The following is a 19,432-nucleotide window of genomic DNA, read 5'->3' on the forward strand; positions in this document are numbered from 1 at the left end:
GCCTCAGGCCGCGAGCGGGCGGCGCACCAGCCTTGCAACCGCCGCCTCGGCCCAGCGCGCCGAGGCCGCGCCAAAGCAATCGTGGATGGAATCGACCGCCACCACATTGCCCAAGGCCAGCCGGCCAAGCAGGCTCAGCCCGCCGCGCGGGCGGCCATCCTCGCCGATCAGCCGCCCATCAGGCGCAATCTTGGCGCCCAGCCCTTCGGCCAGACGGGTCATATGCCCCCGCTTGCACAGCGCCAGCACCAGAGCGTCGCGGCAATGATCGAGCGTCGGCGCAGGCAGGACCGCATCGACCATCACCGAGGCGCTGCTGCTGTCGTCGCCCGGCAGCAATTGCCAGCCCTCCGGCGTCAGCACCACATCCGGGTCGTCCGCGGCATGGAGATCCACCAGCCCGACCTCGATCAGCATCAGCATCTCATGCGCGGCACCGACCGGCGGGCCATAGGAAAATCGCTTGAGCCCCTCGTCGAACTTTTCCAACGCCCGCGCGGTTTCCACATCTGACTGACCGGGATTAAAGCCGCGCCGCAGGGCATCCTGCCACTTGCGCCAGACCTGCCCGATGACATAGCCCGGCGACGGCGGGCGGGTGCCCATGGCCATCTCGATCCCATGGCGAAGCGCCGCGATCGGCGGGTTGCACTCCTGCGCCCCGGGGTGGTCCCGCTCCGTCTCGAGCCAGGCCTCGACCGTCCCCGGCCCACAGTCGACCCCGTCCTCGGCCAAGATACGATAGGTCGGCGCCAGAAGGCTCTGCGCGATTTGCGCCACCGCCGCCTTCGGGCCAAGCCGCAGCGCCGTCGCCAACTCACGCTCAAAGGCGCGGGTTTCGGCCTCGGTGGGCTCATATCTGCGGTCGAGCTGCGCATTGGCCGGTTTCGGTACCGGCGCATGCCCGTTGAGCGAAAAGGGCAGGATCCGCGCCGGCTCGTTTCCTGACGGGTGATACCGCCCTTCGGCAAAATGCCCGCCCTGCCCGAGCGTCAAGAGCCGCAGCACGTCCAGCGTCGAGAGGCCCAGCCCCCGGATCGCCACCGTCCGCCCGCGCCAGCTCTGCGCCGCCGCCATAAGACGGTTCGCGGGATAGGCGGGCAGCATCTCGGCGCCGCTGTCTTGCGCCGCGCCTTGGCGCAAATGCTCTTGCCAGCGGGCAATCTGGGGATCCGGCTCGGTGTCAGGCTGGCCTTGGGTCAAGAGAACCTCATCATAAGGCCCATAGGCCCCTTCCTGCCCCCAGAGATACCAAGCCCCCGCCGTGCCGCGAATGTCGCGCACATATTGCCGCTGATGGGTGATCTGCAGATGCGGCACCGAGTTCGCGAGATAGGTATACCAACGCGCGAGATAGGCCCCGAGAAAGGCGCGCGGCGGGTAGGTTTCACCGTCCTCCCCATCCTCGATCCAATCGATGAGCCGCCCGGGGCCGATGCCCTCGCCTGCGGGATCACCAAGATCAATCGACCGAAGCGGAATGTTGAGAAGGCAGAGATCGCTCTGATCCGGATCGAAATTCGGCCCCGGCCCGGGGATTGGCCCCGGCTCAAAGACATCGACCTCAATGATCCGATCCACCTCTGCGGCGCGCTCTGCCAGCGCGTTGAGCGCCCCAAGGCCGCGCGGCCCCATCCCGATGATGGCGACACGCCCCGCCTTGCTCTGATCCAACATGATTGCCACCGCTCCGCGCTTGTTCCTGTGACAGAGCAACGCGCGAGCGGGGCAAAGCGTTCCGAAGCTTTACGCGGGCATTGATTCCATCAGCTCGCGCCAGCGGTGGCAGGCCACTTCATGGCCGTCGCCGGGCTGTTCCAGCGCCGGCTCTTCCTTGCGGCAGCGGTCGATAACATGCGGACAACGCGTGTGAAATTTGCATCCCGTTGGCTGATTGGTGGGTGACGGGATCTCGCCTTCGAGCTTCTGGGCGCGATCGCTGCTGTCGGGGTCGAGGGAGGGGATGGCGGAGAAGAGGGCGCGGGTATAGGGGTGGCGGGGTGCGGCGAAGATCTTGCGGGTGGGCGCGGTCTCGACGAGCCGGCCGAGATACATCACCGCCACATGGTCACAGGTGTGGGCCACGACGCTCAGATCATGGCTGATGAACATGAAGGTGATCCCAAGGTCGCGCTGCAACTCCTTCAAAAGATTGAGAACATCCGCCTGAATGGACACATCGAGCGCCGCGACGCTTTCATCGGCGACGATGAATTTCGGCCCGGAGACCAGCGCGCGGGCGATGGAAATCCGCTGTCTCTGGCCGCCGGAAAAGGCGTGGGGGAAGCGGCGCAGATGCTCGAGATTGAGCCGACATTTCGCCGCGATCTCGCGAACTCGGGCATCGGTATCGCGTCGGTTTTGCGTCAGTTTCATGACTTCCAAAGGTTCGGCGATAATGTCGCGCACCGTCATGCGCGGGCTGAGCGCGGCATAGGGGTCCTGAAAGATGAGCTGGGCGCGTTTTCGGTAATCCTTGAGCTCGGCACCGTCGAGCGTGGTGAGATCGTAATCAACCTCGTCATCGGTGTAGGAGGCCTCGCCACCGGTGATCGGCACCGCCTTGAGCAGCGCCCGGCCGAGCGTCGTCTTGCCCGAGCCGCTTTCGCCGACGATGCCAAAGAACGCGCCTTTCTCGATATCGAGATCGACCTTGTCCACCGCCTTGAGGATCGACTTGCCGAAGAGCCCGCCGCCGATGCGAAAGCCCACCGACAGGTTGCGTGCGCGGATCAGAGGATCAGTCATGCCCGTCTCCCGAATAGATGTGGCAGGCAACCCGGTGATCGGGGGCGGCCATGCGGTTGCGCGGCTCCTGCAGGCGGCATTCATCGCCGAGGTATTTCGGGCAGCGCGTGTGAAAGACACAGCCCGAAGGCCGGTCGAGCGGTGAAGGAATATCCCCCGGCACCGGGGTCAGCGGCGCGTCGAGATTGTCGAGCTTGGGCAGCGCCGCGAGGAGACCTTGGGTATAGGGGTGTTTGGCATCGCGGATCACCGGCCGCACCGGGCCTTCCTCGATGAGCCGCCCGAGATACATGACCGAGACCTTGTCGGCGGTCTGGGCCACGACGCCGAGGTCATGGGTGATAAAGATGATGCCCATGTGAAACTCGTCCACGAGATCCTTCATCAGGTCGATCACCTGCGCCTGAATGGTCACGTCAAGCGCGGTGGTCGGCTCATCCGCGATCAAGAGCTTGGGCCGGGTCGACAGCGCCATGGCGATCATCGCCCGTTGCCGCATCCCGCCCGAGAGCTCAAAGGCGTATTGATTGAACCGCCGCGCCGCGTCCGAGATGCCGACCCGGTCGAGCATCTCGACCGAGACCTCCTTGGCGCGGGATTTGCTCATGCCCGCGTGAAGCTGGAGCTGTTCGACCATCTGCTTGCCGATGGTGATCGCCGGGGCAAAGCTCGCCATCGGTTCTTGAAAGATCATCGAGATCGCGCCGCCGCGCACCACTTTCATATCGGCGGGGCGGGTCAGCGACAGCACGTCAATCGGCCCCTCGTCGGTGTGCAGGGTGATCCGGCTCTTGGGGCCATAGACCGCGTTGCGCGCATTGAGATGCATGAGCGATTTGGCGGTGACGGATTTGCCCGAGCCGCTTTCGCCGACCAGCCCCATGACCTCGCCACGGTTGAGCGAAAAGCTCACATCATCCACCGCGGTCACGAGCCCTTCGTCGGTCTTGAATTGCAGGGTCAGGTTTTCAACGTCGATCAGGGCCGTCATTTATGCGCATCCGAATAGGGGTCTGCCGCGTCGCGCAGCCCGTCGCCGACAAAGACGAAGGCCATGACGAGGGCGATGAAGAAGAGCACCGGGATGAAATACCATTGGTAGTTCAAGAGCACGTCGGCGCTGGTGGCTTTTTGCAGCATCACGCCGAGCGAGCTCACCGGGTCCTTGAGGCCGAGGCCGATAAAGCTCAGCGCGGTTTCGCTCAGCACCATGTAGGGGAAGGAAATCACCAGATCGACGATGATATAGCTGGTGAAGCTCGGCAGCAGATGCCGCCGGATGACATGGCCCGGCCCGGCGCCACAGAGCTGGGCGGCCAACACATATTCCTGATTGCGCTCGGTGAGCAGATGGGTTCGCACCCGCCGCGCCAGCGTCGGCCAGCCGATGAGCCCGAGGATCATTGATATGTAGAAGAACCTCGCCTCGGCGGTCATCTCGGGCGGCATAAAGGCCGCCACCGCCATGAAGAGCGGGATGGCGGGCACCGTGCGCACCGCATCGGTGATCATCTGGATCACCCCGTCGATCCAGCCGCCGTAATAGCCCGAGACCCCACCGATGATCAGCGCCAGCACAAAGGCGATCACCACGCCGATCGTGCCCACTTTCATCGAGGTCCAGATGGCATGGAGCGTGCGGCTAAAGATGTCCTGCCCGTCCTCGTCGGTGCCAAAGATATGGATCTTGCCGCCTTCGACACCGAAAAGATGCGTGTCCATCTTGATCAGGCCAAAGAGCTTGTAGCGGTCGCCATCGACGAAGAATTTCACATAGAGCCGCTCATCCTCGTTGACCTTGGTCACCCAGCGGAAATTGGTGGCCATCGACCTTTCGCGTTCGACCCCATGGATGAAGGGCCGCGCCGAACAGCCGTTTTTATCGCAGAACATCGGGATCTGCGGCGCGCCGTTGGTATAGTCCTTGTCGCGCCCGGCGATGGTCGGATCATAGGGCGAGAGAAACGGCGCGAAGAGGCCTGAGAGGATCAAAAAGACCAGCACACAGGCGGCGATCATCGCGGCGCGTTGCTTGCGGAACCGGGCCCAGATGAGCTGTCCCTGCGAGGCGGTGAAATAGGCCTCTTTGGCGCGGCGCTCGACGGCATCCTCGGTCTCGACGATGGCGACATGGGGGCCGGTCGTCTGTGCGAGGTTGGGATCGGTCGGGTTCGGGGGGGTGTCACTCATGGCCGGTCACCTCAGGATGCTTTTGCGGACGCGCGGATCGATCACCGCCAGCAGGATGTCGGTGAAGAAATTCAGCGTCACGATGGAGGCGGTCAGCAGAAAGATGATCGCGCCTGCGAGCTGTTGGTCGTTGGAACGCGCCAGCGCCTCGATCAACAACGCGCCCGCCTCGGTCAGGGTCAGGATCAGCGCCACGATGGGCAGTTCGTTGAAGATCCGGTTGAGGTCAAAGCCGAGGCTGTTGACGATCGGGCCGAGCGCGTGCCGCGCCGGGTAGCGCCACAAGAGCTTGCGCCCATGAACGCCGCGGGCGGCGGCGGCGGTGACGTAGAGCTTGCCGATCTCGTCGGACATCAGCGCCCGCACCGTTTGCAGCGCAAAGGCGGTGGCCGACCAGCCTAGGATGAAAATCGGCAGCCAGGCGTGTTTCATCAGGTCAACGAACTTGTCCCAATCCCAGGGCGCGTCGCGGTATTCCTTGCTAAAGAGCCCGGTGAGCGTTTCGCCAAACCAGACGGTCGAGACCAGCATGATCATCAGCGCCAGCAGGAAGTTCGGCATCGCGAGGCCGAGATAGCTAAACAGGCGCAAGCCGTTGTTAAGCCAGGGGTTGTTGGTGGCGGCGGAAATGATGCCCACCGGGATCGCGATGGCATAGGCCAGCGCCAGCGAGGCGAGGCAGATGGTCAGCGAGAGCATGAACTTGTCGCCCAGGAGCTGGGCGATATTGACCCGCAGGATGCAGCTGTCGCCAAATTCGCCCTGGAAGGCGTTGATGATCCAGCTGCCCCAGCGCGCCAGGAACGGCTGATCCAGGCCGAGCCGCTGGCGTTCGATCTCGATATCCTCGACCGAAATGCCAGAGCCTTGGGTGTTCTTGAACGCGAGATAGCGTTCGGCGCAATCGCCGGGCACCAGCTCCATCAGCGAGAACACAACCAGTGACACGATGATCAGCGTGATCAAGGCCATGACGGCGCGTGTCAGCACGAAACGGCTGAAATTCAGCATCACTTTTCCCTGTTATCTGCCTAGGCCGGTCGATGCCGGTTCGGTCGTTTTCTTGGGATGGCGCGGGCGGGGGTGGCCGCCCGGCGCCGATTGCTCAGAGGCGGCCGATCACTCGGTCAGCCACCATTGTGTCGCCCGGTAGGGATAGGTCCGATAGTATTCATAGCTGTGGGTCTTGAACTCGGTGAAGTTCTGCAACCGCTTGCTTTGATAGATCGGGGCCGGGGCGTTGACGGTGCCGATGAAATAGAGGTTCTCGGTCATCGTCTGTACCAGCCGCGCGCCCAGTTCGGCGAACTCGGGGCTTTCCTGATCGGCGGATTGGAAGGCGTTGATATCCGCGATGAGCTGTTTCACCGGCTCCGGCGGTTCCACCCCGGCGGCACCGTCGCTGTCGACCCATTCGGCCCAGAGCATCCCGCTGCGGTTGCCGAAATAGTTCTCGAAGGGCGGCACCCAGAGCTCGTTATTGCCGAGCACGATGGCGAGCGGTTGCCCTTTGCGCCACATGGCCACGTCGAGCTTGTTGGCGGATTGCGCCGAGCGGTATTCGTCGGGCGTGACCTCTTTCACCGTCGACTGGATGCCGACATCGGCCCAGAATTGCGCCACCAGTTCAACCGTCTGACCGGCGATGCCTTGGGTCGAGTAGTTGAGGTTGAGCACCAGCTTGTCGCCATTGGGCAATTCGCGGAAGCCGTCGCCATCGGTGTCTTTCATGCCGATCTCGTCAAGCCGCGCCTTGGCCCCGTCGGGATCGAACTCGGCCATATAGCTTTCCCATTTCGGGTCGGCAAATTCCGGCAGCGGCGAGAAGCCGACATATTGCTTGGGCGTGCCCTGCCCGAAAAAGCCCGTCTCGTTGAGCTCTTCCCGGTTGATCGCCAGCGACATCGCTTCGCGGAATTTCAGATCGCCAAAGACCTTGCGTTTTTCCGGGTCTTCATGGGTCACGTTAAAGCCAAAGGCCCCCATGGTGATCTCGGGACGCAGATAGATGTTATAGCCGCCCTTTTCCTGATTTTCCAAAAGGATAGGCGCCGAGGCGAGCTGCAGCGACTGCGATTTGTAATCGACCTCGTTGTTGACCAGCTTGAGGATACGCACCTCGTTGTCGTTGATATAGACCTCATCCTGTTCGCCGATATACGGGAGCTGCTGGCCCGTCGGATCGACCTGGAAGAAATAGGGGTTGGCCACGAGATGCCGACCCTCGGTGGTGTCGGTCACATAGATATGGCTTTCCAGCGTCGGATAGGTCGCCTTGGGCAGACCCTCGACGAGATCCGGCTTGGACAGCATCGGGGTTGGCGTGTCGGTCCAGTCGGAATTGCCCCAATAGGCCTTGATCGCGTCATAGCCGTTTTCAAAGCCAAGACCCTGCGCCAAGCTGTCGGCATCGGCGTTGATGTCCGGGTGGAACTGACCGAGGAAATGCTTGGGCTGGAAGCCTTGGGCGAAATGGGTGGCGAAATGCGCCAAGAGCCCGGGCTTGGGCGCCGGAAGGTTAAAGACGACGGTGGTCTCGTCGGGCGTGTCCACGGTCATCGTCTCGCCGCCGACAGTCACGTAATCCTTTGGCTTTTCGAAGATATTCGTGTCCAGCATCAGGTTGTCATGCCAGAATTTCACATCCGCCGAGGTAAAGGGCGCGCCATCCGACCATTTGTGGCCTGCGCGCAGCTTGAAGGTGAGCTTGGTGAAATCCTCATTCCATTCCCAAGATTTCGCGACATTGGGCACGATGGTCTGAAGATCGTCGCTATAGCGCACGAGGTTCACATGGCGCACCGACAGAAAGTCGGAGGTGCCCGCCTCGGTCGCGTTCGACAGCACATCGAGCGTGCCGCCATATTGGCCAATGCTGTCATAGGGCACCACGACAAGCGGCTCTGCCGGCAGGCGGTCTGCGAGCGCGGGCAGCGCCTCATTGCCCTTGATGCGGCCGTTCAGGGCCTCGATATCGGGATGCGCCGTAAAGGCCATCTCGCAGCCGGCGGCCTCCTGAAAGGCGCTCAGTTCATATTGCTGTGGGAAGGCGCCGCTTGCGATGCCTTGCATATCCGCCACGGTGATCCCCGGGCATTCGGCCAAGGCCGCGGCGGGCAATGCCACCATCGCCACACCAGTGAGTAAGATCCGTTTCATAACCTCTCCTGTTCCATTTGATCGGCGTGGGGTCTCGCTGCCCCTTGACCGGTTGACCGGGGCCTGTCCTCTGACCCGCCCCGAAAGTTAAACCACTCCGCGCGGCGCATCAGGGATGCCCGCCGAGCCATCTGCTTGATCCAGCCTGTTCCGTTACGTCCCCAAAACACCCCGTCCCGGCGGTGGCCCGGATCACGCCATGCGACATGGCCGATCCGCCCGTTCCCCCGGACACACGCACAGGCCCACGCACTCGGGCCCGTCGATTTCTGCAAGGGGAATGCAAAGGTTTCGTGACACGCTCCATTCCCCATCTCCCTTATGACACTTGCGCAAGGGGCAGCGGTGTCGCCCCTGCCCCGCCGGTGCCGCGCGTCCCGCGCTTGAGCCCCTCGGCGGTGATCATGCTGCGCCGGAACGGCCCGCCGCCATGGCGCATCCGGTGGTCGAGCAGCTGGCGCGTCATCTCGAACAACCTGTCGCGCGCCGCCGCGTCCGCCGAAACCTCGACCTCGTGATCCCCGTCCCGTGCCAACAACACGGGCGGCAGCCCGCCGTTGAAATGCACCAGCACATGATCGCGCGTGCGCAAGACCGATAGGTTGGCCTCCTCCGCCGCCAGCCCCAGATCGCGCTGCCAGCGCGTCGGGGTCAGCGGATCGCCATAGCTCAGCTCGGAAAAGCTGTGGTTGCGCCAGCCCGCCGGGCTCTGCCCCTCGAGAAAGGGGCGCAGGCTCTGGCCGTCCATCGTGTCGGGGATGTCCTGCCCGATGAGATCGAGGATCGTCGGCGCGAGATCGACGGATTCGGTGATCGCCTCGACGCGTTGGCCGAACTGGGCGCGATGGGCCGGGCTGCGGATGATCAGCGGCACATGAAAGGCCGCGTTGCGATAGCTCATCTTGCCCCATTGGTGATGATCGCCGAGCATTTCGCCATGATCCGCCGTCACCACGATCAGCGTCTCGTCATATTGGCCGCTGTCCTTGAGAAAGGCGATGAGCCGCCCGATATGGTCATCGACCTCGGCCGCGAGCCCGAGATAGATCGCGCGCAGCATGGCGAGGTTCTCGTCGCTCTCCTCGAGATCAGGGAAACCCTCGACATTGGCGGCCAGAGGCCGCTGATCCATGGCCGGACCATTATAGGGATGCGCCGCCCGCTCCGCCGCAGCCGGGCGGGGACGTATCGGCGCGGGCAGGCTGTCGCGATCGACCAGCGTGTTATAGGGCGCAGGCGCCACGAGCGGCGGATGCGGACGGATATAGGTGACATGGGCGAACCAGCCCTGCGGCCGGCCGCGCAGATCCTCGATCACCCGGTCGGTGAGAAAGGCGGTGTCGCTATGCTCGGCCCGGTAAAAGGCGGGCGCATCGGGGCGCGGCCCCTCAGAGCGAAAGATCGCCGGATAGTCCGGCACGTCATAGCCCTGCGCCTTGAGAAACCCGCGCCAGGGCCAGCTTTCCTCGAGGCGCATTTCCAGCGCCTCATCAAAGCCCGGCAGCACCTGTTCATAGCTCTGCATCCTGGGATCAGCGGGATCATGGGCGCGCGGATCGACCGCCGCATCGGTATAGCCATAGAGCCGGGGCGCATAGCCCGCGCGCCGCGCCTCGGTCGCGAGATTGGGCACATCTTGGGCCAGCGGCGTGCCATTGCGGGTCACCCCATGGTTCATCGCATATTGCCCGGTCAGGATCGACACGCGCGACGGGCCGCAGGGGTTGGTCACCGAATGATGATGGGCAAAGCTCACCGCGTCGGATTGCAGCGCCTGCAGGTTGCGCATCCGGGCGGAATTGGCCAAGGCACCGGCCACGCAATCCGCGCGCAGCTGATCTATGACGACGAACAGAATGTTCTGCTTGCTGGCCACGCCGGCCCCCTCTGGCAACATTCGCAAACCAGCAAAACCGCAAAGCAGATTCGGATCAAGAAGTTTGCGGTGTTTTGTGTGAATTTGTGCGGAAATATATTCAGGTACCCCCCGGGCCTGCCACCTCATCGCGCAATCTTGCGGAAAATATACGCAATTTAACCTTGCGTTAACGATAACCTGCGTCTGATCGACGGCCCTCTCATGGCGGACCACAGAGCAGTGAGGCACAGGCCACCGCATGACTTCGCATGTTTTTCCACTTATAGACATATTTTCACGCAATCACGCACAGAGCCCATGGACTTATGCGCAAGAATACTATGTATTTAAGGCCAAGGAGCGGGACATGAGCAAACCCACAGACACACACACAACCCATCGCGAGGTCGAGCTTCTCGACACGTTGCGCAGTCTTGGCGGCTCGGCCCGGACCGCGGCGCTCGCCGAGGCGTTGAGCGTGTCGGAGGAAACCGTGCGCCGCACCGTCAAGGCACTGGCCAAGACCGGCATCGTCCACCGGGTGCATGGCGGGGTCTATCTCGCCAATACCGATGCCACTTCGCCGGTGATTTCGCGGCTCGAGAAACACGCCACGGAAAAGACGCTCATCGCCAGCACGGCGGCGGGGCTCATCCCCAATGGCGCCTGTGTCTTTCTCGATGTCGGCTCGACCACCGCCTTTGTCGCCGAGGCGCTGCGCAACCATTCCGATCTCACCGTGGTGACCAACGGGCTGCACCCGGCGCAATCGCTGATGCGGCGCAATGGCAATACGGTCTGGCTCGCCGGGGGCGAGCTGCGCGAGGTCGAGGCCGGCACCTTTGGCAACACCGCGCTCGATTTCGTCGGGCGGTTCAACATCGACATGGCGGTGCTCAGCATCGATGGCATCGACCCGGCCTCCGGGTTCCTGCTGGCCGGGGCCGCCGAGGCCGAGCTCGCCCGCGCCGTGGTGAGCCGGGCCAAGCGTAGCCTCGTCGTCGCCGACCACAGCAAGTTCGGCCAGACCGCGCCCATCGTCGCCTGCCCGCCCGACGCCATCGACATGCTGGTCACCGATGTGCCGCTCGCGCCGCTCTATCGCAAATGCATGGCCGATTGGGACATCGAAACCGTCGTCGCCCGCAAGCCGCGCAAGGGATAGGGTCATGGCCATCCTCGGATTTCTCATCCAGCTCACCGGCGCGACGATGCTGCTGCTCTTTGCGGTGCGGATGGTGCGCACCGGGATCGAACGCGCCTATGGGGCCTCGTTCCGCCGCCGGATCACCACCGCGCGCCACCCGCTGGGCGCGGCCGGGGCCGGGACGGTCATGGCCATCGTGCTGCAGAGCTCGGCCGCCGTGGCGCTGCTGGTCGCGGGGTTTGCCGCCTCGGGGGCGCTGCCCTTCGGCACCGGGCTCGCGATGATCCTCGGCGCCGACCTCGGCTCGGCGCTGCTCATCCAGGTGCTGTCGCTGCGCATCGACTGGCTGGTGCCGGTACTGCTGGCCATTGGTGGCATTCTCTTTCTCAAAACCTCGCGGCGCGGTTTCAAACAGGCCGGGCGCATCGTGCTCGGCATCGCCTTTATCCTGATCTCGCTGCGCTTCCTGCGCGAAACGATGGAGCCGATCCGCGACAGCGCCATGCTGCCCGCCATCGCCGATTATCTGAGCCGCGATTTCATCACCGCCTTTCTCGCCGGGGCGGCGCTGGCCTTTGTCATGCATTCCTCGGTGGCAACGGTGCTGATGTGCGTCACCGTGGTGGCCATCGGCGCGCTGCCGGTGGAGGCCGGGCTGTCGCTGGTGATGGGGGCCAATCTCGGCTCGGCGCTCATCCCGCTCTGGCTGAGCCGGGGGCTGCCGCCCCGCGCCCGCCGCCTGCCGCTCGCCAATCTCCTGCTGCGCGGCAGTCTCGCGCTGGTGGCGGTGGTGGTGATCAACCGCACCGGGCTCATGTCGCTCTGGCCCGCCATGGGACCGGGTCAGGTGCTGATCACCAGCCATATCGCCTTTAACGCCGCGCTGCTGCTCCTGCTGCCGATCTGTGCGCGGCTGGAAAAACCGCTGCTGCGCGCCCTGCCCGACGACATCGGCGCCGAGGCGGCGCTGCCACTGCATCACCGCTCGGTGCTCGATCAGGCGGCGCTCGCCCACCCGGCCCAGGCGCTCGCCTGTCTGCGCCGCGAGGTGCTGCGCATGTCGCAGGTGCTGCAGGAAATGCTCGAACCGGCGATGACCCTCTATACCGATTACCAATCGGCGCAGATGCGGCTCTTGCGGGCCAAGGACAACATCCTCAACCAGGCGCTCGACGACATCCGCCGCTATGCCGCGGAATTGCCCAGCGCCAACGCCAGCAAACGCACCCACAAGGAGCTGCGCGAGCTGATGGAATATGCCATCGCGCTCGAGGCGGCGGGCGATGTTCTGGTCAAGCGGATCACCCAGCTCGCCGAGCAGAAATCCGAAGAACGGCTGAGCCTGACGCCCGCCGGTCTCGACGAGCTGACGCTGATGCATGACCGCATCCTGCAGAACCTCGGGCTTGCGATGAATGTGCTGATCTCCGGCGATGTCGAAAGCGCCCGGCTTCTGCTCGAGGAAAAGGGCGAGATGACCCGCCTGCACCGCGCCACGCGCAAGAAACACCTCAAGCGCCTCAGCACCGGCAACGGGATCAGCCTCGACAGCAGCGACATCCATCTCGAAACCGCCCATGCGCTGAAAGAAATCAACAGCCAGATCGCCGCCATCGCCTATCCGATCCTCTACCGCGAGGGGCAGCTTCTCGACACACGGCTCGTCACCCGGCTCGACCGCGACTACGCCGATCAGGACTAGGGCACCGGCCCCGTGCCAGAAACGCGCAAGAAAAAGGGGGGCCAAGGCCCCCCAGATCCCGCTTAGCGAACTTCGCCGCTTAGCCGCATTTGCTGTGGCCACAGCTGGCACAGGTCATGCAGCCTTCGACCATGCGCATGTCAAACTGACCGCAGGAGGGGCAGGCCTGACCGCGCGGCTGGTTGAGGTTGACCACCTGCGCCTGCGGGTCGGATTTGAGGCCGAGCCCCTCGCCCTCAAGAAACCCGATGCGGATCAGGTGCTGTTCGAGAATGCCGCCAATCGCCGCGAGGATCGAGGGGATGTATTTCCCGCCCATCCAGGCCCCGCCACGCGGATCGAACACGGCCTTGAGCTCTTCGACCACAAAGCTCACATCACCACCGCGCCGGAACACCGCCGAAATCATCCGGGTGAGCGCCACGGTCCAGGCGTAATGCTCCATGTTCTTGGAATTGATAAAGACTTCGAACGGGCGGCGATGACCATTGAGCACGATGTCATTCACCGTGACATAGATGGCATGGCTGCTGTCGGGCCATTTGAGCTTGTAGGTCGCCCCTTCGAGCTCTTGCGGACGGTCGAGCGGATCGGCCATGTAGATCACATCGCCATGCGGTGTCTGCGGCTCGGCATCGGAATTGGCGACGATGGTCGGCTTGGCATCCGATTTCGCCGGGGCCTCAACACTCAGCACACTGCCGGTCACATCATTCGGCCGGTAGGTGGTGCAGCCCTTACAGCCGGTGTCCCAGGCCTGCATATAGACATCCTTGAACGCCTCGAAATCAATGTCCTCGGGGCAGTTGATCGTCTTGGAGATCGAACTGTCGACCCAATCCTGCGCCGCCGCCTGCATCCGCACGTGATCGGCGGGGCTGAGCGTCTGGGCATTGACGAAATACTCGGGCAGCGGCGCGTCGCCGTTGAGGTCGCGCCACATCTGCACGGCGTAATCGACCACCTCTTCCTCGGTGCGCGACCCGTCCTTCTGGAGCACCTTGCGGGTATAGCTGTTGGCAAAGATCGGCTCGATCCCCGAGCTGACATTGCCGGCATAGAGGCTGATGGTGCCGGTGGGCGCGACCGAGGTCAAAAGCGCATTGCGCAGACCGTGTTCGGCAATGAGCGCGCGGGTCTCGGCGTCGAGCTTCTTGATCATCGGCGCCTTGGCATAGGCCTTGGCATCATAGAGCGGGAACGCGCCCTTTTCCCCGGCGAGCCGGGCCGAGGCCGCATAGGAGGCATTGGCGATCCGGGCCATCCAGACGCCGGTCTGCTCGGCCGCCTCGGGCGAGCCATAGCGCAGCCCGACCATCGCCAACGCATCGGCCAGCCCGGTTACGCCAAGCCCGATGCGGCGCTTGTTCTGCGCCTCGGCCTCTTGGGCGGGCAGCGGAAAGCGCGAGATGTCGACGACATTGTCCATCATCCGCACCGCCGTCTCGACCAGATCGTTGAGCGCGCCCTCATCGAGATGCGCCGCCTCCGAGAACGGATCGGCCACCAGCCGCGCCATGTTGATCGAGCCGAGCAGGCAGGCGCCATAGGGCGGCAGCGGCTGCTCGCCACAGGGGTTGGTCGCGGCGATGGTTTCCACATAGTTGAGGTTGTTCTGCGCGTTGATCCGGTCGATGAAGATCACGCCCGGCTCGGCATAGTCATAGGTCGCCTGCATGATCGTGTTCCACAGATCGCGCGCCTGAATGGTGCGGTAGACCTTGCCGTCAAAGATCAGATCCCACGACCCATCCGCGCGTACTGCCTCCATGAACGGATCGGTGACCAGAACCGACAGGTTGAACATACGCAGCCGCGCCGGATCGGATTTGGCGGCGATGAACTGTTCGATATCGGGGTGGTCACAGCGCATCGTGGCCATCATCGCGCCCCGGCGGCTGCCCGCGCTCATGATGGTGCGGCACATGGCGTCCCACACATCCATGAAGCTCAGCGGCCCACTGGCATCCGCGCCCACCCCTTTGACATCCGCGCCACGCGGCCGGATCGTCGAGAAATCATAACCGATGCCGCCGCCCTGCTGCATGGTCAGCGCCGCCTCGCGCAGCATGTCGAAAATCCCGCCCATGTCGTCGGGCACGGTGCCCATGACGAAACAGTTGAAGAGGGTCACGCTGCGCCCGGTGCCTGCGCCTGCGGTGATGCGGCCGGCGGGCAGGTATTTGAAATCCTCCAGCGCCTCGAAGAATCGGCCTTCCCAGTCTGCGGGCGTCTTTTCCGCCTGCGCCAGGGCGCGGGCGATCCGCCGCCACGTATCCTCGACAGAGCCGTCATGAACGGTCCCGTCAGGCTCTTTGTAGCGATATTTCATATCCCAGATGGACGCGGAAATAGGGGCAGCGAAACGTGACATGGCAGGACCGGATTTAGCGTGAAAGAAGGATGCACACACTATCCTTTGTGGTTGCAACGGTCAACCGACGATCTGAGGACCGTGACGTTATCCCTTGATAAGACCGGGATTTTTTCTGCGCCTTTCGCATCTGCCCAGATCAGGCCCAATACCGCCTTTCGCGCCGATTAGCTCAGCACCGAGGGCAGCCAGAGCGTCAGCGCCGGAAAGCTCAGCAAGATCACCACCCGGAACAGCTCGGCCAGAAAGAATGGCGCCACGCCCTTGAAGGTCTCGCCCATCGGGATGTCCTCGGCCAGCGACGAGATGACAAAGACATTCATCCCCACCGGCGGCGTGATGAGCCCGAGCTCGACCACGATGAGCGCCAATATCCCGAACCAGATCTTGAGATCCTCGGTGCTCATGCCATAGCCCGACCCTTCCGCGCCCTGATAGACGCCACCATTCACCTCAACGAGCACCGGCCAGAAGAAGGGAATCACCAAAAGGATCATCGACAGCGAATCCATCAGACAGCCGAGCGCGATCAGCGCCAGCAGCAGCACCACCATCACCGTCATCGGCGCGAGGCCGGAGTTTGCCACCCAGAGCGCCGCCTCCTGCGGCAGGCCCGAGCGCGACATGAAAATCTTGAGCAGCTCCGCCCCCAGCAAGATGAGATAGATCATGCCACTGGTCGATGCCGTCTCGAGCAGCGCCTCGCGGATATGGGCGCGGCTCAGCCGGCCCTGCGCCAGCCCGAAGGCAAAGACCAGAAACACCCCCACCGCCGCCGCTGGCGTCGGGTTAAAGAGGCCTGCGTAAATCCCGCCGATGACCAGCCCAAAGATGACCAGCACCGGAATGAGGCCGAGCGTCGCCTCGACAAACTCTGCCCGCTCCGGCGTGCCGCCGCGCGGTCCTGCTTCGGGCCGCAGCGCGACATAGATCGCGATGGTCAGCAAAAAGAGAATGACCGCCAGCAGCCCGGGAATAAACGCCGCCATGAACATGGTGACGATATTGGCCTCGACGATGATCGCATAGATGATGAGCACCACCGAAGGCGGGATGAGAATGCCGAGAACCCCGCCAGCCGCCAGCGTGCCGGTGGCCAGCGCCCCGGAATATTTGTAGCGCCGCAGTTCGGGCAGCGCGACCTTGCCCATCGTCGACGCCGTCGCCAACGACGAGCCGCAGACCGCGCCAAAGCCTGCACAGCCCGCGATCGCCGCCATCGCCGTGCCGCCGCGCAACCAGCCGAGCCAGGCATTCGCCCCGCGAAACAGCGCCTGGCTTAGCCCCGCCTTGGAGGCCACCGCCCCCATCAGGATGAACATCGGCACCACCGACAGGTCGTAGATGGAAAACTGCCCATAGGCCAAGGTCTTGAGCTGGCTGAGCACCAGCCCCGGCCCGTTGATCACCGCCGTGCCAATGCCACCGACAAGGATCATCGCATAGGCGATGGGCATGCGAATGGCGATGAGCCCGATAAGGCAGATCAGCCCCCCGAGCCCGAGCATCAAGGCGTCAGACATGCGCGTCTCCCCCGCGGGCCACCCGGCCCTCTTCGATCAAGGTACAAAGCGCCGCCAGACACAGCAGCGCGAGCGAGGCGAGCACCGGCACAAAGGCGTACCAGATCGGCACCGCGAGAATGGCCGTGGTATAGTCATAGGCGCGCTGATCCATCAGCCCGTGAAACATCCGCCAGATCAGGATCACCCCAAAGACGAAGGCCACCAGCGCCCCGAGAAAGGTGAACCGCGCGACCCAGCGCGGCGACGCCCCGGCGGTGAAAATATCGGCCGTCACATTGGCCCCGGACACCTGGCAGAAGGGCAAAAAGGCAAAGGCCGCCACCGCCACGCCCATTTCGGTCAACTCGAAATCGCCGGGAAAGGACATGCCAAACAGCGTGCCGATCACCGACACCATGTTGATCCCGACCACCAGCAACAGCACCACACCACCGAACAACGCCCAGAGCGTTGCCAGCTTGCGCACGGCGGCGCAGAACGCGCCGCCATGGGCTTTATCTTGCGTCGTTTGCATCAGCGGGTCGCGTGCTCTGCGATCAGGCCACGCGCCTTTTCGACCAGCGCCGCGCCATCGACGCCTTTGGATTTCACATCCTCGATCCAGCGGTCGACCACCGGTTCGAGAGCGGTCTCAAAGGCGGCGGTTTCCTCTTCGCTGAGGGTGATATGACTGTTGCCCGCCTCAACAGCCATGTTGATGCCGAAATCATCCGAGGCGCGCCAGATCTCGCCCACCTGCTTGGGCCAATCGCCGCCCGAGGCATCGCGGAACGCCTTCTGAATATCCTCCGGAAGCCCGTCCCAGCGCCCTTGGTTCATCGAGACCTGGAAGGTCGAATTGCCAAAGCGATATTCCTCGAAGCCTTCGATCTGATACTGGGTCTGCTCCTGGATCTTGAGCGGCGGAATGATCTCCCACGGGATGAACGCCCCGTCGACCGTGCCTTTTTGCAGCGCGGGCGGCAGTTCCGGCACCGGCATCGCGGCGGGGGCAGCGCCGAGCGCCTCGATCACCCAGCCGCCGGTGCGCGAGGGGATGCGCATCTTTTTCCCGGCGAGGTCCTCGGGCTTGCGCACTTCGCTGTCGCGCATGTGGATGGCATTGCCCGCATGGACATGCAGGAACATCACCTCGACGCCCTTGTAATCGTCCTTGAGATCGCTTTCGAACATCTCGGCCATGGCGATATTCGCCGCCGCCGGATCATTGGCCGCCACCGAGGGCAGTTCAAACACTTCGGTGCGCGGGAAGAGACCCGGCGTATAGCCATTGAGCGTCCAGACCAGATCGACCACGCCGTCGCGCGCCTGCCCGATGAGCTCGGGCGGACGTCCGCCGAGCGTCATCGACGGGAAAATCTCGATCTTGACCCGGCCGCCGGAATTTTCCTCGACCTGCTTGGCCCAAGGTTCGAGCATCTGGGTATGCACCGGCGCCTTGGCGCTCAGGAAATGGTGCAGTTTGAATTCGAACTCGGCCGCATAACCGGCGCTCGCCCCGACAATGCCCAGCGCCAGACCCAATGCCGTGGCGCTCAGTTTCGCTGTGATCTTCATGGCGTCCTCCCTTGCCTATCGGACCTGCGCCCGCGGGCTGCCTCCACAGCCCTCCTGACGCCTGACGCGCCCCGGTCGCACTCCTCCGCCATCCGTTATACTGTCGCAAAAATGCGAGTAAATTGACATTTATGCGCGTTTACTTGCCCTGATTGGCAATCATGTCTCCTCATCCATCGCCGCGACCACATTGCCCACCGCCATGCGGAACACCTGCTCTGCCGGGCTGGGCTGGCTGTCGGGTCGCGTCATGAGCCCCACCGGCCCCACCGTGATCCCCGTGTCAAACGGTAGCCGAACAAGGCTGCCCTCGGCCACCTCCTTGGCGACCACCCCCGCCGAAATGATCCAGATCGCATCGGAATTGCGGGTGAAATTGCGCCCGAACGCGCCCGAGACACTCTCGATCCGGTTCGGCAGCTCGCCAATGCCATGGGCAATCATCATCCGCTCGACCAGCGGCCGGATGGCCGAGGCCGCCGCCGGGAAAATCACCGGCCATTCGCCGATCCGCTTGAGATCGGGCGCCTCGATCAGCGGATGCCCGGGCCGGGTCACGAACTCCACATATTCATTATAGAGCTGGGTGAAGGAAATCCCCTGCATCGTGTCCGGCTGGCCCAGCCGCCCGATGACAAGATCGACGCCACCGCGCCGCAACAGATCAATGAGATAGGAATGCGGGCCGTCGATGAGCCGGATCGTCACCTCCGGCGCCAGCGCCCGAAACTCGCGCACCGCCTCCGGCATGAGCCGCGCCGCCACGCTCGGCAGCGCCCCCACGGTGAGCGTCACCCGCCCCGCCTGCCCCACCTGCTCGACCCCGTCGAGCCCCTGCTGCAGCGCCGCGAGGCTCATCTCGGCGAAATGCAAGAACACCTCGCCCTGCCGGGTGAGCGCCACCCCCGCCCGGCTCCGGGTGAGCATCGCCGCCCCGAGAATATCCTCGAGCTCCTTGAGCGTCTTCGAGATCGCGGGCTGGGTGAGATAGAGCCGCTCGGCCGCGCGTTTCATGCTCTTCTGGCGCACGATCTCGACGAAACACTGGATATGGCGGAACTTGATCCGGCGGTCGATCATCTATTTTCTTTCCACTTTCGATAAGAATACGGTCACACAAGTCATTTTACTTACCGCGATACAGAAGTCATTCTCTTTTCCAACAGTTTGG

The 19,432-nt window shown here is 63.6% G+C and carries 14 protein-coding genes; 2 read left to right on the plus strand and 12 right to left on the minus strand.

What is annotated here, in order from left to right; all coding sequences use genetic code 11:
- Positions 1-3 precede the first annotated feature (3 nt).
- From WA237_RS10460 to WA237_RS10490, 7 genes are all read right to left on the minus strand, one after another.
- A complete protein-coding gene (locus tag WA237_RS10460; RefSeq protein WP_336097639.1) occupies positions 4-1,677 on the minus strand; it encodes an FAD/NAD(P)-binding protein in 1,674 nt (557 codons plus the stop codon).
- Between the two features lie 69 nt (positions 1,678-1,746).
- Positions 1,747-2,748 carry an ABC transporter ATP-binding protein gene (locus WA237_RS10465; protein WP_336097640.1) on the minus strand — a complete coding sequence of 334 codons (1,002 nt, stop codon included), beginning with the start codon at positions 2,746-2,748 and terminating at the stop codon, positions 1,747-1,749.
- Complete coding sequence (locus WA237_RS10470) at positions 2,741-3,739, minus strand: ABC transporter ATP-binding protein (protein ID WP_009814213.1); 999 nt, start codon at positions 3,737-3,739, stop codon at positions 2,741-2,743. Before WA237_RS10470 ends, WA237_RS10465 begins: the two co-directional genes overlap by 8 nt.
- On the minus strand, positions 3,736-4,938 hold the full coding sequence (locus WA237_RS10475) for an ABC transporter permease (protein ID WP_336097641.1): 1,203 nt from the start codon (positions 4,936-4,938) through the stop codon (positions 3,736-3,738). Before WA237_RS10475 ends, WA237_RS10470 begins: the two co-directional genes overlap by 4 nt.
- Positions 4,939-4,944: 6 nt before the next feature.
- Positions 4,945-5,949, minus strand: coding sequence for an ABC transporter permease (locus WA237_RS10480; protein WP_009814211.1), 1,005 nt, complete (start codon positions 5,947-5,949; stop codon positions 4,945-4,947).
- A gap of 108 nt (positions 5,950-6,057) precedes the next feature.
- Entirely contained in the window at positions 6,058-8,097 is a 2,040-nt protein-coding gene (locus WA237_RS10485; RefSeq protein WP_216014919.1) for an ABC transporter substrate-binding protein, read from the minus strand.
- Between the two features lie 319 nt (positions 8,098-8,416).
- On the minus strand, positions 8,417-9,973 hold the full coding sequence (locus WA237_RS10490) for a sulfatase-like hydrolase/transferase (RefSeq protein ID WP_336097642.1): 1,557 nt from the start codon (positions 9,971-9,973) through the stop codon (positions 8,417-8,419).
- A 349-nt stretch (positions 9,974-10,322) separates the two neighbouring features.
- On the opposite strand from WA237_RS10490, the gene WA237_RS10495 reads away from it, so the two are divergent.
- Together WA237_RS10495 and WA237_RS10500 are read left to right on the plus strand one after the other, a co-directional pair.
- Positions 10,323-11,120, plus strand: a complete 798-nt coding sequence (locus WA237_RS10495; RefSeq protein WP_009814208.1) for a DeoR/GlpR family DNA-binding transcription regulator — start codon at positions 10,323-10,325, stop codon at positions 11,118-11,120.
- A gap of 4 nt (positions 11,121-11,124) precedes the next feature.
- Complete coding sequence (locus WA237_RS10500; protein WP_216014917.1) at positions 11,125-12,804, plus strand: Na/Pi cotransporter family protein; 1,680 nt, start codon at positions 11,125-11,127, stop codon at positions 12,802-12,804.
- Between the two features lie 79 nt (positions 12,805-12,883).
- On the opposite strand, the gene WA237_RS10505 is transcribed toward WA237_RS10500, so the two are convergent.
- The 5 genes from WA237_RS10505 to pcaQ all read right to left on the minus strand — a co-directional run bounded on the left by WA237_RS10505 (position 12,884) and on the right by pcaQ (position 19,341).
- On the minus strand, positions 12,884-15,178 hold the full coding sequence (locus tag WA237_RS10505; protein ID WP_336097644.1) for an adenosylcobalamin-dependent ribonucleoside-diphosphate reductase: 2,295 nt from the start codon (positions 15,176-15,178) through the stop codon (positions 12,884-12,886).
- Between the two features lie 167 nt (positions 15,179-15,345).
- Positions 15,346-16,701: a TRAP transporter large permease gene (locus WA237_RS10510; RefSeq protein ID WP_336097645.1), complete on the minus strand. Its 1,356-nt coding sequence runs from the start codon at positions 16,699-16,701 to the stop codon at positions 15,346-15,348.
- The gene (locus WA237_RS10515) at positions 16,694-17,218 is read right to left on the minus strand and encodes a TRAP transporter small permease (RefSeq protein WP_336097646.1); all 525 of its coding nucleotides are present in this window, start codon (positions 17,216-17,218) and stop codon (positions 16,694-16,696) included. The genes WA237_RS10510 and WA237_RS10515 overlap by 8 nt, the downstream gene beginning before the upstream one ends.
- Entirely contained in the window at positions 17,218-18,261 is a 1,044-nt protein-coding gene (locus tag WA237_RS10520; protein WP_336097647.1) for a TRAP transporter substrate-binding protein, read from the minus strand. The genes WA237_RS10515 and WA237_RS10520 overlap by 1 nt, the downstream gene beginning before the upstream one ends.
- Before the next feature lie 159 nt (positions 18,262-18,420).
- Complete coding sequence (gene pcaQ / locus WA237_RS10525; protein ID WP_336097648.1) at positions 18,421-19,341, minus strand: pca operon transcription factor PcaQ; 921 nt, start codon at positions 19,339-19,341, stop codon at positions 18,421-18,423.
- Positions 19,342-19,432: the final 91 nt, after the last annotated feature.

This window comes from Roseovarius sp. CH_XMU1461 (genome assembly GCF_037027165.1).
GTDB classification, from domain to species: Bacteria; Pseudomonadota; Alphaproteobacteria; order Rhodobacterales; family Rhodobacteraceae; genus Roseovarius; species Roseovarius nubinhibens.

Excerpts from the sequence above, each read along its gene's own strand:
- WA237_RS10470 (WP_009814213.1), bottom strand. The coding sequence starts at position 3,739 with ATGACGGCCCTGATCGACGTTGAAAACCTGACCCTGCAATTCAAGACC.
- WA237_RS10480 (WP_009814211.1), bottom strand. The coding sequence starts at position 5,949 with ATGCTGAATTTCAGCCGTTTCGTGCTGACACGCGCCGTCATGGCCTTG.
- WA237_RS10465 (WP_336097640.1), bottom strand. The coding sequence starts at position 2,748 with ATGACTGATCCTCTGATCCGCGCACGCAACCTGTCGGTGGGCTTTCGC.
- pcaQ (WP_336097648.1), bottom strand. The coding sequence starts at position 19,341 with ATGATCGACCGCCGGATCAAGTTCCGCCATATCCAGTGTTTCGTCGAG.
- WA237_RS10495 (WP_009814208.1), top strand. The coding sequence starts at position 10,323 with ATGAGCAAACCCACAGACACACACACAACCCATCGCGAGGTCGAGCTT.
- WA237_RS10505 (WP_336097644.1), bottom strand. The coding sequence starts at position 15,178 with ATGTCACGTTTCGCTGCCCCTATTTCCGCGTCCATCTGGGATATGAAA.
- WA237_RS10515 (WP_336097646.1), bottom strand. The coding sequence starts at position 17,218 with ATGCAAACGACGCAAGATAAAGCCCATGGCGGCGCGTTCTGCGCCGCC.
- WA237_RS10475 (WP_336097641.1), bottom strand. The coding sequence starts at position 4,938 with ATGAGTGACACCCCCCCGAACCCGACCGATCCCAACCTCGCACAGACG.
- WA237_RS10510 (WP_336097645.1), bottom strand. The coding sequence starts at position 16,701 with ATGTCTGACGCCTTGATGCTCGGGCTCGGGGGGCTGATCTGCCTTATC.
- WA237_RS10460 (WP_336097639.1), bottom strand. The coding sequence starts at position 1,677 with ATGTTGGATCAGAGCAAGGCGGGGCGTGTCGCCATCATCGGGATGGGG.
- WA237_RS10520 (WP_336097647.1), bottom strand. The coding sequence starts at position 18,261 with ATGAAGATCACAGCGAAACTGAGCGCCACGGCATTGGGTCTGGCGCTG.
- WA237_RS10485 (WP_216014919.1), bottom strand. The coding sequence starts at position 8,097 with ATGAAACGGATCTTACTCACTGGTGTGGCGATGGTGGCATTGCCCGCC.
- WA237_RS10500 (WP_216014917.1), top strand. The coding sequence starts at position 11,125 with ATGGCCATCCTCGGATTTCTCATCCAGCTCACCGGCGCGACGATGCTG.